The 13169-nt window shown below is 64.3% G+C and carries 11 protein-coding genes; 7 read left to right on the forward strand and 4 right to left on the reverse strand.

Translation table 11 applies throughout. The features are described 5' to 3' along the window. Positions 1 to 2 precede the first annotated feature (2 nt). The 7 genes from EJ071_RS02565 (at position 3) to EJ071_RS02595 (ending at position 6762) form a co-directional block, all read left to right on the forward strand. Positions 3 to 911 (forward strand): N-acetylmuramic acid 6-phosphate etherase, encoded by a 909-nt coding sequence (locus EJ071_RS02565; RefSeq protein WP_126096685.1) that lies wholly within the window; start codon positions 3 to 5, stop codon positions 909 to 911. A 52-nt stretch (positions 912 to 963) separates the two neighbouring features. Beyond that, a complete protein-coding gene (locus EJ071_RS02570) occupies positions 964 to 2223 on the forward strand; it encodes an ABC transporter substrate-binding protein (RefSeq protein ID WP_126096686.1) in 1260 nt (419 codons plus the stop codon). A 225-nt stretch (positions 2224 to 2448) separates the two neighbouring features. Continuing rightward, positions 2449 to 3378, forward strand: coding sequence for a sugar ABC transporter permease (locus tag EJ071_RS02575; RefSeq protein WP_126096687.1), 930 nt, complete (start codon positions 2449 to 2451; stop codon positions 3376 to 3378). 9 nt (positions 3379 to 3387) lie between these two features. After that, complete coding sequence (locus EJ071_RS02580; protein WP_126096688.1) at positions 3388 to 4227, forward strand: carbohydrate ABC transporter permease; 840 nt, start codon at positions 3388 to 3390, stop codon at positions 4225 to 4227. Then, on the forward strand, positions 4224 to 4691 hold the full coding sequence (locus tag EJ071_RS02585; protein ID WP_126096689.1) for a DUF4304 domain-containing protein: 468 nt from the start codon (positions 4224 to 4226) through the stop codon (positions 4689 to 4691). The genes EJ071_RS02580 and EJ071_RS02585 overlap by 4 nt, the downstream gene beginning before the upstream one ends. A 1-nt stretch (position 4692) precedes the next feature. Next, the gene (locus EJ071_RS02590) at positions 4693 to 5748 is read left to right on the forward strand and encodes a Gfo/Idh/MocA family oxidoreductase (RefSeq protein WP_126096690.1); all 1056 of its coding nucleotides are present in this window, start codon (positions 4693 to 4695) and stop codon (positions 5746 to 5748) included. A 15-nt stretch (positions 5749 to 5763) separates the two neighbouring features. Next, the gene (locus EJ071_RS02595; protein ID WP_126096691.1) at positions 5764 to 6762 is read left to right on the forward strand and encodes an ABC transporter ATP-binding protein; all 999 of its coding nucleotides are present in this window, start codon (positions 5764 to 5766) and stop codon (positions 6760 to 6762) included. A 204-nt stretch (positions 6763 to 6966) separates the two neighbouring features. On the opposite strand, the gene EJ071_RS02600 is transcribed toward EJ071_RS02595, so the two are convergent. The 4 genes from EJ071_RS02600 to deoC form a co-directional block, all read right to left on the reverse strand. After that, entirely contained in the window at positions 6967 to 7812 is an 846-nt protein-coding gene (locus tag EJ071_RS02600) for a fumarylacetoacetate hydrolase family protein (RefSeq protein WP_126096692.1), read from the reverse strand. Between the two features lie 248 nt (positions 7813 to 8060). Continuing rightward, positions 8061 to 8792 carry an SDR family oxidoreductase gene (locus EJ071_RS02605; RefSeq protein ID WP_126096693.1) on the reverse strand — a complete coding sequence of 244 codons (732 nt, stop codon included), beginning with the start codon at positions 8790 to 8792 and terminating at the stop codon, positions 8061 to 8063. Between the two features lie 490 nt (positions 8793 to 9282). Beyond that, positions 9283 to 11658: an aldehyde dehydrogenase family protein gene (locus EJ071_RS02615; RefSeq protein WP_126096694.1), complete on the reverse strand. Its 2376-nt coding sequence runs from the start codon at positions 11656 to 11658 to the stop codon at positions 9283 to 9285. 166 nt (positions 11659 to 11824) lie between these two features. Next, positions 11825 to 12880, reverse strand: coding sequence for a deoxyribose-phosphate aldolase (deoC, locus tag EJ071_RS02620; RefSeq protein WP_126096695.1), 1056 nt, complete (start codon positions 12878 to 12880; stop codon positions 11825 to 11827). Positions 12881 to 13169: the final 289 nt, after the last annotated feature.

Below are 13169 nucleotides of genomic sequence, written 5' to 3' on the forward strand. Positions count from 1 at the left end.
GGATGGCCGAGACGCGCACGGAAGCGCTTCATCAAAATGCCGAGGGGCTGGATGTTCAGGCCCCGGATGCCATCCTTTCGTTCCTCGCCAACGCGCAGATCGAGGCCGCCAAGGCCGTGCACGGCGCCATTCCGGCCATTGCCGAGGCAGCCGAGCTCATCGCAAGACAATTGAAGAGCGGCGGCAGGCTCGCCTACGCGGCGGCCGGCAGTTCCGGCCTAATGGCTGTTGCCGACGCTCTGGAGCTTCCAGGCACATTCGGCATCGCGCGCGACCGCATCGCCATCCTGATCGCCGGCGGCGACGAGGCGTTCCACACGCTTGCCGGCGGACCGGAAGACGACACCGAGGAAGCCGCGGCGGCCGTGGCAAGCGCCGATATCGGCAAGGGCGACTGCCTGATCGCCATCTCGGCCAGCGGCTCGACACCCTATGCCGTCCAGGCGATCGGCGACGCCCGGCGCCGGGGCGCCGCGACGATCGCGATCGCCAACAACAAAGGCGCGCCGCTGTTCGAACGGGCCGACGTCGCCATCCTGCTCGAAACGCCGCCGGAGCTGATCGCCGGCTCGACGCGCATGGGCGCGGGAACCGCGCAGAAGATCGCGCTCAACATGCTGTCGACGCTCGCCGCCATCCATCTCGGCCATGTCCATGACGGCTACATGGTCAACCTCACCGCCGACAACATCAAGCTGCGCGACCGCGCGGTACGCATGGTCGCCGCCATCACCGGGCGCGACCGGGACGACGCGGCGCGGCTGCTCGAAGAGAGCGGCGGCGGCGTCAAGACTGCCATTCTGCTCGCCGCCGGCGCTGCCAACGCCGACGCGGCCGAGAAGATACTGGAAGGAGCTGGCCAGAAGCTCAGGCCGGCGCTTTCCGCGATCGAGGGGAGCAAGCGGCGCTAGCCCCAGTTCTCATCAGAACCGAACCTGAAAAAGGTCAACAGGGAGACTGAACATGACGACCAAACTACTGACGGCACTGCTGCTCGGCACGAGCATCCTCGGCAGCACCGGGATGGCTCTCGCCGAAGACGTAACGCTCAACATCGAGAGCTGGCGCGGCGACGACCTGACCATCTGGAAGGACAAGCTGATCCCGGCCTTCGAGGCCAAGAACCCCGGCATCAAGGTGGTGTTCGCGCCCTCGGCGCCGACTGAATATGACGCAGCCCTCGGCGCCAAGCTCACCGCCGGCTCGGCGGGCGACCTGATCACCTGCCGCCCGTTCGACAAGTCGCTGGAGCTGTTCAAGAAGGGCAACCTCGCCGACCTTTCGTCGCTGCCCGGCATGGACAACTTCTCGCCCGTCGCCAAGGCCGCCTGGCAGACCGACGACGGCAAGTCGAGCTTCTGCGTGCCGATGGCTTCGGTCATCCACGGCTTCATCTACAACAAGGACGCCTTCGACAAGCTCGGCCTCAAGGTGCCGACCACCAACGAAGAGTTCTACGCCGTGCTCGACAAGATCAAGGCGGACGGCACCTACATTCCGATGGCAATGGGCACCAAGGACCTCTGGGAAGCCGCGACCATGGGCTACCAGAATATCGGCCCGAACTACTGGAAGGGCGAGGACGGCCGCGCAGCCCTGATCAAGGGTGAGCAGAAGCTGACCGATGCCGACTGGGTCGAGCCCTACAAGGAACTGGCCAAGTGGAAGCCCTATCTCGGCGACGGCTTCGAGGCTCAGACCTATCCGGACAGCCAGAACCTGTTCACGCTCGGCCGCGCCGCCATCTACCCGGCTGGCTCGTGGGAGATCGGCCTGTTCAACACGCAGGCGCAGTTCAAGATGGGCGCCTTCCCGCCGCCGGTGCAGAAGGCCGGCGACACCTGCTACATCTCCGACCATACCGATATCGGCATGGGCCTGAATGCGGCGTCGAAGCATCCGGAAGAAGCCAAGAAGTTCCTGGAATGGGTCGCCTCGCCGGACTTCGCCACCATCTACGCCAACGCGCTGCCGGGCTTCTTCAGCCTGAACAGCACGCCGGTGAAGATGGAGGACCCGCTGGCGCAGGAATTCGTCTCCTGGCGCGGCAAGTGCAAGTCGACGATCCGCTCGACCTATCAGATCCTGTCGCGCGGCACGCCGAACCTCGAGAACGAGACCTGGGTCGAATCGGCCAATGTGATCAACGGCACCGACACGCCGGAAGCCGCGGCCAAGAAGCTGCAGGACGGCCTCGACAGCTGGTACAAGCCGGCGAAGTAATTTTTGCCATCGAACCGGCCGGGCGCCTGCCCGGCCGGTATTCGGACAGTTCTTAGATAGCGATTGTCGGCGCCGCCTCTCGGTCTTACCCTCACTTTGCGGGGAAGACGAAGCCGCACTGTCGCTGGCCTTGTCCGCCCGTGAAGGGGAACAATCAGGCCGTGCATCGAGGCATCAGCTAAGCATTCATCGACCTGGAACCGAGAGACGGCGGGGACCGAACTCATGGCCGCACAAACACGACCCAAGAAACCGATCCGCTGGCATATCGGCGTCTTCCTGGCGCCGGCGGTGCTCGTCTACACGGCGGTCATGATCCTGCCGCTGTTCGGCACCCTCCAGCTGTCCTTGTTCCGCAACATCGAGCAGAGCCAGGTGTTCGTTGGTCTCGGCAATTTCCGCACGCTGTTCGGCGACCCCAACTGGTCGGTGAACTTCTGGAACGCGCTGAGGAACAATGTCTGGTTCTTCATCATCCACATGCTGGTGCAGAACCCGATCGGCGTCCTGCTGGCAGCACTTCTCTCCAGCCCGAGGCTCAGATTCGCCGCCTTCTACCGCACGGCGATCTTCGTGCCGACCATCCTGTCCTTCGTCATCGTCGGCTTCGCCTGGAAGCTGATCCTGTCGCCGATCTGGGGCGTTGCGCCGCATCTGCTCGACTTCGTCGGGCTGAAGAGCCTGTTCACGCCGTGGCTCGGTAAGGAGCAATATGCGCTGACCGCGCTCAGCCTGGTCTCGGTCTGGCAGTTCGTCGGCATCCCGATGATGCTGATCTATGCCGCGCTGCTGTCGATCCCCGATGAGGTGATCGAGGCCGCCGAATGCGACGGCATCACCGGCATGGCGCAGTTCTGGAAGATCAAGCTGCCGCTGATCCTGCCTTCGATCGGCATCATCTCGATCCTGACCTTCGTCGGCAATTTCAATGCCTTCGATCTGATCTACACCGCGCAAGGGGCGCTGGCCGGACCGAACTATTCGACCGACATCCTCGGCACCTTCCTCTACCGCGCCTTCTTCGGCTTCCAGCTGCAGGTCGGCGACCCCAATATGGGCGCGGCGATCGCGACCATGATGTTCCTGATCATCCTCGCCGGCGTCTGCATCTACCTGTTCCTCGTCCAGACGCGCCTGCGTCGCTACCAGTTCTGAGGGGGAGCCATGAGCACCGCTACCCGTTCGCTTCCCCGCACCATCGGCGCCCACGCGGTCCTTTTGACCTACACGGTGATCGCGCTGTTCCCGGTGATCCTGGTGATCATGAATTCCTTCAAGTCGCGCGCGGGCATCTTCGGCGCGCCGCTGACGCCGCCGACGCCGAAGACCTTCGACCTGATCGGCTACAGCACCGTGTTCGGCCAGGGCGATTTTTTCCACTATTTCCAGAACAGCCTTGTCGTCACCGTCGCTTCGCTGTTCTTCGTGCTTTTGTTCGGCGCGATGGCCGCCTTCGCGCTGTCGGAATACCGCTTTCGCGGCAACACGATGATGGGACTTTACCTGGCGCTCGGCATCATGATCCCGATCCGCCTCGGCACCGTCGCCATCCTGCAGCTGATGGTGGCGACAGGGCTGGTCAACACGCTGACGGCGCTGATCCTGGTCTACACCGCGCAAGGGCTGCCTTTGGCCATCTTCATCCTGTCGGAATTCATGAAGCAGGTATCCGACGATCTGAAGAACGCCGGGCGCATCGACGGGCTGTCGGAATACACGATCTTCTTCCGGCTGGTGCTGCCGCTGGTGCGCCCGTCGATGGCGACCGTCGCCGTCTTCACCATGATCCCGATCTGGAACGATCTCTGGTTCCCGCTGATCCTGGCGCCATCGGAAGAGACCAAGACGGTGACGCTCGGCGCGCAGCTTTTCCTCGGCCAGTTCGTCACCAACTGGAACGCGATCCTGGCGGCGCTCTCGCTGGCGATCCTGCCGGTGCTGATCCTCTACGTCATCTTCTCGCGGCAGTTGATCCGCGGCATCACGTCGGGAGCGGTGAAGTGAGCGACGGTCGAGATATTATCGCTCAGGCTCTCGCCGAGACAGCGAGCCGCTATGGATTTCGAGGCGTTCGCGCCACGAATTTCTACCGGGAGTGGTCAGAGACGATCTGCGTGCTGAACCTGCAGAGGTCTGCCTGGGAGCCACAGTTCTACCTCAACGCCGCCGTCTGGTTTACGCGGTTCGGACCGGAGCGCCGGCCGAAAGAGCACAACTGCCACATTCGTTGGCGCGTGAATTCGCTGGAGGAAGACGAGCAGTCGAAGGCGTTCACCCAGGCGCTGAACCTTGAGCATCAGTTGCCTGACGGTCAGAGGCTTTCGCTCATCACGGACGGGGTCGTTGCTTATGGCTTCGGGCTCTTATCCCGGTGCGAAAGTGAACAAGCAGCTTTGCGTGTTGCGGAGGAATGTGGACCACAAGTGATGGTGGCTCTCAAGGCCCGCAGCCAAGAAAAGGCAGATTGAAATGGCTAAATCCCTTCGCGTCGTCGTCGCCGGCCTCGGCAATATGGGCCGCAGCCATGCGCTGGCCTATCACAACAATCCGGGCTTCGAGATCGCGGCTTTGATCAATCGCTCGGATGTGCCGCTGCCGGACGGGCTTGCCGGATACGGCATCAGGCGCTCCTTCGAGGATGCGCTGCGCGACGAGAAACCCGACGTCGCTGCGATCGCCACCTATTCCGACAGCCATGCCGACTACGCGGTGCGGGCGTTCGAGGCCGGCTGCCATGTCTTTGTCGAGAAGCCGCTGGCAACGACGGTTGCCGACGCAAAACGCGTCGTCGACGCGGCCAAGGCCAACGGCAAAAAACTGGTGATCGGCTACATCCTGCGCCACCATCCGTCCTGGATGCGGCTGATCGCCGAGGCGCGCAAGCTCGGCGGCCCCTACGTCTTCCGCATGAACCTCAACCAGCAGTCCTCCGGCCACAGCTGGGGGACGCACAAGCAGCTGATGCAGACGACCTCGCCGATCGTCGACTGCGGCGTGCATTATCTCGACGTGATGCTGCAGATCACCGATGCGAGACCCGTCGAGGTGCGCGGCATGGGCGTGCGGCTATCCGATGAGATCGCGCCCTCGATGTACAATTACGGCCATCTGCAGGTGCTGTTCGAGGACGGCTCGGTCGGCTGGTACGAGGCCGGCTGGGGTCCGATGATCTCGGAGACCGCCTTCTTCGTGAAGGACGTGATGTCTCCAAACGGCTGCGTGTCGATCGTGATGAAGGAGGGCGTGAAGTCCGACGACATCGACACCCACACCAAGACCTCGACCATCCGCCTGCACAGCGCCGCGACCGGAGCGGATGGCAAGTTCGCCAAGGAGGACGAGCTGCTGTCGATGGAAGGCGAGCCCGGCCACCAGGAGCTCTGCGACCTCGAACAGGCCTTCCTGCTCAAGGCCATCCGCGAGGACATCGATCTGACCCGCCACATGGACGACGCGGTGAAATCGCTCGCCGTGTGCCTAGCCGCCGACGAGAGCGTGCGCACCGGCGCCCCAATCAAACTCTAGAACAAGGACGAAGCCGTGGGCTCGCTGAACATCGAGAATGTGAAGAAGGCTTTTGGGCCGGTCGAGGTGCTGAAGGGCATCGACCTCGAGGTCAACGACGGCGAGTTCGTCGTCTTCGTCGGCCCGTCCGGCTGCGGAAAGTCGACGCTGCTCAGGGTCATCGCCGGCCTGGAGGATTCGACCTCAGGCCGCGTGCTGATCGACGGCGACGATGTCTCGGTCACGCCGCCCGCAAAACGCGGCATCGCCATGGTGTTCCAGACCTACGCGCTCTATCCGCACCTGACGGTGAAGAACAACATGGGGCTCGGCCTGAAGCAGGCCGGAACGCCTTCGGCCGAGATCGACCGCCGCATCAAGATCGCCTCCGCCATGCTGTCGCTCGAGCCCTATCTCGAGCGGCGTCCGGCGGAGCTTTCGGGCGGCCAGCGCCAGCGCGTTGCCATCGGCCGCGCCGTGGTGCGCGAGCCGAAGCTCTTTCTCTTCGACGAGCCGCTGTCGAACCTCGACGCGGCGCTGCGCGTCAACACCCGTCTGGAGATCGCACAGCTGCACCGGCGGCTGAAGGCGACGATGATCTACGTCACCCACGACCAGGTCGAGGCGATGACGCTGGCCGACAAGATCGTCGTGCTCAATGCGGGGCGGATCGAGCAGATCGGCAGCCCGATGGAGCTCTACAATTCGCCGGCCAATGATTTCGTCGCCGGCTTCATCGGCTCGCCGAAGATGAACTTCATCGACGGCGCCAAGCTGGGCGAGACGGCCAAGACCGTCGGCGTGCGGCCGGAACATCTGACCGTCGATGCCAAATCCGGCGCCTGGAAGGGCACGGTGGTGCACGCCGAGCATCTCGGCGCCGACACCAACCTCTATCTCGACTGCGAGAAGGCAGGGATGCTGACGGTGCGCATCTTCGGCGTCTACAATGCCGAGCCGGGCGCCACGCTCTATGCGACACCGGATCCGGCGAAGACGTATAGGTTTGGGGTGGATGGGAAGGTGTTGAAGTAGCGCCGGCTTCCCCTTCTCCCCTTGTGGGAGAAGGTGGATCGGCGCGCAGCGCCGAGACGGATGAGGGGTGCGCGACAGAACGCGACATCAGAAAATTAAAGGATCTCAAGCGCTTAAGTCTGCGACGCCTCACTCCGTCCAACACCCCTCATCCGGCCGCTTCGCGGCCACCTTCTCCCACAAGGGGAGAAGGGGGAGTCGGCCCTACTCGTCCGCCTTGAACGTCTGCTTCTGCTGGCCCATGCCTTCGATGCCGAGCTCGACGACGTCGCCGGGCTTCAGGAACACCGGCGGCTTCATGCCCAGCCCTACGCCGGGCGGGGTGCCGGTGGAGATGATGTCGCCAGGCTGCAGCGACATGAACTGGCTGAGATAGGAGACCAGATATTTGACGCCGTAGACCATGGTCTTGGTCGAGCCGTTCTGCATGGTCCTGCCGTTGACGGTCAGCCACATCTTGAGGTTCTGCGGGTCGGCGATCTCGTCCTTGGTCACCAGCCAGGGGCCGATCGGGCCGAACGTGTCGCAGGACTTGCCCTTGGTCCACTGGCCCTGGCGCTCGGCCTGGAAGGCGCGCTCGGACACGTCATGCGCGACGCAATAGCCGGCAACATAATCCAGCGCATCGTCCTCGCTGACGTACTTCGCCGTCTTGCCGATGACGACGCCGAGCTCGACTTCCCAGTCGGTCTTGACCGAACCGCGCGGGATGAGCACGTCGTCGTCCGGCCCGACGATGGCCGAGCTTGCCTTCATGAAGATGATCGGCTCCGGCGGCACGGTGGCGCCGGTCTCGGCGGCGTGGTCGGAATAGTTGAGGCCGATGCAGATGAATTTGCCCGTGCCGGCGACGCAGGCGCCGATGCGTGGGCTACCGGAAACTGCCGGCAGCGATTTCGGATCGAGCTTCGAGAGCATCTCCAGCGACGCCGGATGGAGCGTCGTGCCGGCGATGTCGGCAACGTAAGCCGAAAGGTCGCGGATCGTGCCATCCTGATCGAGCAGGCCGGGACGTTCGCTCCCCACCTCGCCATAGCGCAGCAACTTCATCTTTAGTTCTCCACCTTGCGGCCAAAGGCCGTTTTGCAAAACTCTCCGCCGCGACGACGGCTCATGCGAAAATCGGGCGGACCGTACCCACCGACCTTGCCTGCGGCAAGCACAGACACCGCGTCAGCGGCCGGGAGGCAGGATTTTTTCAGACTGATCGATGCTTCCGACAAACGCGGAGGCCCGATCCGATCTTCCTGTTCGCCCGCCAACACGTCCCGAACCGCCGCGATCTTTCCGAACGGACGTCAGATCGACCAGCCGCCGTCGATATTGTAGGCCTGTCCCGACGTATAGGTCGCGCCAGCCAGATAGACGGCGAGATCGGCGATCTCCTCAGGCGTGCCAAGCCTTCCCATCGGCTGGCGGGCGATGAAGGCCGCACGCGCCGCTTCGTAGTCGCCCTGCGCGTGCATGCGGTCCTGCAGCGACGGGCTCTCGACGGTACCCGGGCAGATGGCGTTGCAGCGGATGCCTTTGGCGACATAGTCGGCCGCGACTGCCTTGGTGAGGCCGACGACCGCCGCCTTGGTCAGGCCGTAGACGAAGCGGTTCGGCACACCTTTCTGCGAGCTCGCCAGTGACGCCATGTTGATGATCGAGCCGTCGCCGCGCTCCAGCATGCCGGGCAGCACGGCGCGGATGGTGCGGATCATCGAGCGGACATTGAGATTCAAAGCGAAGTCGAGATCGGCATCCGTCATTTCGAGGATCGAGCCCGCATGGACGAAGCCGGCGCAATTGAACAGCACATCGACCGGGCCGATCTGGGCGAAAGCCGAGGTGACGGCCGCATCGTTGAGCACGTCGAGCTTGCGGGTCTTGATGCCGGGTGTCTTGCCCAGTTCAGCCAAAAGCTGCTCGTTGATGTCGGTGGCATGAACGGTGGCGCCCGCTTTGGCGAAGGCCAGCGCGCTCGCGCGCCCGATACCCTGCGCCGCCGCGGTGACGACGACCACCTTGCCAGCCAGATCCGCCATTGTTCCCTCCTGGTATTGCAAGCTTTCTTACTGACGGCCGGACGGGATGCAATGTGCCAGGCGAGCCTGCCGCCTGACTGATTATTGCCAGGCCAATTGTTTTTCTGGTTAAAGAACACGTGACGACGCGTCAAGCCTGGAACAGGCAATCGCTTCGGGTTTCGAATTTGCCCCGCCGCCCCTTTCCGAGTTCAGGCGCCGCCCCTCACCTGCCTGCCGGCATCCTCTCCCCGTATAGTGACGGGGAGAGGGGCGCTCCCATCGTCGGTTTCGCCAATCGCTGGCGTTGCAAGAAGGGAGCTAGCGCTGCGGTCAGCCCTTTCTCCCCGTCACTATACGGGGAGAGGATGCCCGGCAGGGCAATGAGGGGCGGCGCGAACCTCGGCAGTTTGGCCATCCCCACCACAAGCTCGAAACTGTCGTTGGCTTGAAGCGGCTCGCCTGAAGCCCGCAAAGCCTGCGGCAAACGCGACCATCGGGTGTCGCGAATTCAGTCGCCGTAAGGCACCCAGACGTTCTTGACCTCGATGGCGCGGCGGAGCAATGCCTCGCCAGCGGCTTCGCTCGAGGTCCAGTCGAGGCTGCGGCCATTGCCGGTCCAGACGCGCTTGAGGTTGCCGATGGAGTCGGCCTCCGCCTTGGCGCAGGTTTCGGCATCGGCGAACACCCAGAGCCCGTCGACGTCATCATGCTTGGCCAGCACGCCGGCAAGCTCGGCGCTGCGGCCGGTGACGATGTTGATGGCGCCGGCCGGAATGTCGGAATATTCGATCACCTGGTAGAGGTCGGTGGCTAAAAGCGGATAGCGTTCGGACGGGACGGCCACCACGGTGTTGCCCATGGCGAGCGCCGGCGCCACCAGCGAGACGAAACCGAGCAGCGGCTGATTGTCCGGCGCGACGATCCCGACGACGCCCACCGGCTCATGCAGCGCCAGCGTGACGACGCGAGCCGGGGGCTGGTGGACGCGGCCCTCGAACTTGTCGGTGAGGCCGGCATAGAGGAACAGCCGCTCGATGGAGAGGTCCACTTCCTCCCGCGCGGCCTTGGCGGTGACGCCGGTGAGCTCAACGAGACGCGCGGCAAATTCATCGGCGCGGCCGGACAGGTTTTCCGCGAAATAGTAGAGCACCTGGCTGCGGTTGAAGGTCGTCGCGTCCGGCCAGGCCTTGCACGCGCGGGCAGCAGAAACTGCATCGCGGATGTCCTTGCGGTTGCCGAGCCCGGCTTCGCCGGCGAGCTTGCCCTTGGCGGTCGCGACGGCGAGCGAGTAGTTGCCGTCCGGCCGCACCTGCTTGCCGCCGATGAACAGCTTGGCCGTGCGGTCGATGGACGCGCCGTCGGCCTGCTCAACCGGCTGAGCGGAGCTGGCCGCCGTCGGCTTGATGGCCGGCCCGACGGGCAGCTTTGCTGCAAGATATTCGAACATGCCCTCGCGCCCGCCTTCGCGGCCGAAGCCGCTTTCGCGATAGCCGCCGAAGCCGCAGGCGGCGTCGAACATATTGGTGCCGTTGACCCACACCACGCCGGCCTTCAGCTGCGGCGCTACATGCAAAGCGAGGTTGATGTTCTCGCTCCACACCGAGGCGGCGAGGCCGTAGCGCGTGTTGTTGGCAAGTTCGATCGCTTCCTCGGTATTGCGGAAGCTCATCGTCGCCAGCACCGGTCCGAACACCTCCTCCTGCGCCAGGATATTAGCCGGCGCAACAGAAGTCGCCAGCGTCGGCAAGTGATAGTAGCCTGTCGTCGGCAGGGCGGCGTCCGGCTGCCAGCAGACAGCGCCCTGCTTCGCGCCCTCGGCGATCAGACCCCTGACGCGATCGAGCTGGGTACGGTCGACCAGCGGGCCGATATCGGTGTTCTTGTCGAGCGGGCTGCCGACGCGCAGCCGGCTCATCCTGACCTTGACCTTGGCGATGAAGGCCTCGGCGATGCCCTCCTGCACCAGCAGCCGCGAGCCGGCGCAGCACACCTGGCCCTGGTTGAACCAGATGCCGTCGACCAGCCCCTCGACCGCGCTGTCGAGATCGGCGTCCTCGAAAACGACGAAGGCCGACTTGCCGCCGAGCTCCAGCGAAAGCTTCTTGCCCGATCCTGCGGTTGCCTTGCGGATGATCTTGCCGACCTCGGAAGAGCCGGTGAAGGCGATCTTCTGGACGCCCGGATGATTGACGATGGCGGCACCCGCCTCAGGCCCGCCCTGGACGATGTTGACGACGCCTTTCGGCACCCCTGCGCGTTCGCAGATCTCGGCAAAGAGGATGGCGGTGAGCGGGGTGAACTCGGCCGGCTTCAGCACCACCGTGCAGCCGGCGGCGAGCGCCGGCGCGATCTTCCAGGCCAGCATCAGCAGCGGGAAATTCCACGGAATGACCTGGCCGACGACGCCGACCGGCTTGTGATCGGGAAAATCCTTTTCGAGCGTCTGCGCCCAGCCGGCATGGTGGATGAAGTGACGGATGGCCAACGGCACGTCGATGTCGCGGCTCTCGCGGATCGGCTTGCCGTTGTCGATCGATTCCAGCACGGCGAACAGGCGCTGGTGGCGCTGCATGGCGCGGCCGATGGCGTAAAGCACTTTCGCGCGTTGATAGCCCGAAGTCGCCGACCATTTCGGCAGCGCCTTGGCGGCGGCCGTAACCGCGGCGTCGATGTCGGCGGCGCCCGCATCCGAGATCTTGGCGAGCAGCTTGCCGGAGGACGGCTCGCTGGTGTCGAAAGTCTTGCCGTTTGCCGCCGCCTTCCAGGCGCCGTCGATGAACAGCGCTTTTGCGAAATCGCGCGAGGCCAACCAGGCATCGGCCTCGTTGCGGGCTTCCGGCGCCGGGCCGTATTCCATGGCGTGATAGCGTTCGAGGATGTTCATGGGGCGCCTCCTTTACCCTCCCCTTGTGGGGAGGGTCGATCGGCAGAGCCGATCGGGGTGGGGGAAAATGGCTAATGGTTTGGTGCATTGGTCAGGCTGATCTGATTCTTCGACCCCCACCCCGCCGCTTTGCGGCGACCCTCCCCACAAGGGGGAGGGTGGGAGCTCAAGCCATCGCGTGGCGGTGGTTGGCCGAATAATGGCCGGTCAGGTGGTGCTCTAACTGGCGTTCGATGTCTGTGAGCAGGCTGGAGGCGCCGAAGCGGAACAACTCCGGCTCGAGCCAGGGCCGGCCGAGCTCTTCCTTCATCAGCACCAGCCAGTCGAGAGAAACCTTTGCGGTCGAAATGCCGCCGGCCGGCTTGAAACCGATCAGATAGCCGGTCTCCTCGAAATAGGCGCGGATGGCGCGCACCATGGCGAGGCCGACCGGAAGCGTGGCGTTGACGCTTTCCTTGCCGGTGGAGGTTTTTATGAAATCGGCGCCCGCCATCATCGCCACCATGGAGGCGAGCATGACGTTGCGCAGCGTGGCGAGGTCGCCGGTGCCGAGAATGACCTTGAGATGGGCATCGCCGCAGGCCGCGCGCATGGCGACGATCTCGTTGAACAGCTCGCGCCATCTGGCGCCGTAAACCAGGCCGCGCGGGATGACGACGTCGATCTCGTCGGCGCCGCCACGCACCGAAGCCTCGATCTCCTGCAGGCGGGTCGAGAGCGGCGCAAGCCCATGCGGGAATGCAGTGGACACGGCGGCGACATGGATGCCCGTGCCGCGCACCGCGTCGACCGCGGTAGCGACGAAGGGATGGTAGACGCAGACCGCCGCCGGACGGATGGTTTCGCCGGCGATGCCGAGCCCCTCGAGAATATCCTTGCGCAGCGGGTTGATCGCCTTGGCGCAGAGCCGGCGCACGCGCTCGTCGGTGTCGTTGGAGTTCAGCGTGGTGAGGTCCATGCAGGCAATCGCCCGCAGCAGCCAGGCAGCCTGGTTGTCGGCCTTGATCGAGCGCCGCTTGGTGAGCGTGGCGACACGGCGCTCAAGCGCCGAGCGGTTGACGCTGCGCATCGATTCCAGGAAGCCGAGATCGAGCTTCATGCCGGGGTTGCGGGCAATGCCGTGCTCCAGCGGCATCGACGTGTTCGCGGCGGCGCGCGCCGGCAGCGGCATAACCTTGGACGCACCGGCGCCTGCGCCGGCCTCGCGGATGGTGCTGCTCATCTCCTGCCCTTTCATTTCAGCGACGTGCGCCTTATGCCTTCATGCTGTCGTTCGGGCGACGCGCATGAAGATAGCCCGTGAAGCGACGCTTCACGAGTCTTTCAAAGGGTCATAGCGGAAAAAGGCCGCTCAGGCAGCAGATTTTTGACCGTACGGTCAAAACATCATACTGAGTGGGCGCTCCCGGCGTTGGAGATTGGCCGAAGCGCCATCCCTTCGTCATACTCGGGCTTGACCCGAGTATCCATTCCGTGACCTCAGCCGCAGAGCGCAACGGCGCAGAATTCTG

The sequence above is a fragment of the Mesorhizobium sp. M1B.F.Ca.ET.045.04.1.1 genome (genome assembly GCF_003952465.1).
Taxonomy (GTDB): Bacteria; Pseudomonadota; Alphaproteobacteria; order Rhizobiales; family Rhizobiaceae; genus Mesorhizobium; species Mesorhizobium shonense.

Coding starts and splice junctions, on each gene's coding strand:
- EJ071_RS02600 (WP_126096692.1), bottom strand. CDS start 7,812: ATGAAGTTGCTGCGCTATGGCGAGGTGGGGAGCGAACGTCCCGGCCTG.
- deoC (WP_126096695.1), bottom strand. CDS start 12,880: ATGAGCAGCACCATCCGCGAGGCCGGCGCAGGCGCCGGTGCGTCCAAG.
- EJ071_RS02570 (WP_126096686.1), top strand. CDS start 964: ATGACGACCAAACTACTGACGGCACTGCTGCTCGGCACGAGCATCCTC.
- EJ071_RS02575 (WP_126096687.1), top strand. CDS start 2,449: ATGGCCGCACAAACACGACCCAAGAAACCGATCCGCTGGCATATCGGC.
- EJ071_RS02590 (WP_126096690.1), top strand. CDS start 4,693: ATGGCTAAATCCCTTCGCGTCGTCGTCGCCGGCCTCGGCAATATGGGC.
- EJ071_RS02580 (WP_126096688.1), top strand. CDS start 3,388: ATGAGCACCGCTACCCGTTCGCTTCCCCGCACCATCGGCGCCCACGCG.
- EJ071_RS02605 (WP_126096693.1), bottom strand. CDS start 8,792: ATGGCGGATCTGGCTGGCAAGGTGGTCGTCGTCACCGCGGCGGCGCAG.
- EJ071_RS02615 (WP_126096694.1), bottom strand. CDS start 11,658: ATGAACATCCTCGAACGCTATCACGCCATGGAATACGGCCCGGCGCCG.
- EJ071_RS02565 (WP_126096685.1), top strand. CDS start 3: ATGGCCGAGACGCGCACGGAAGCGCTTCATCAAAATGCCGAGGGGCTG.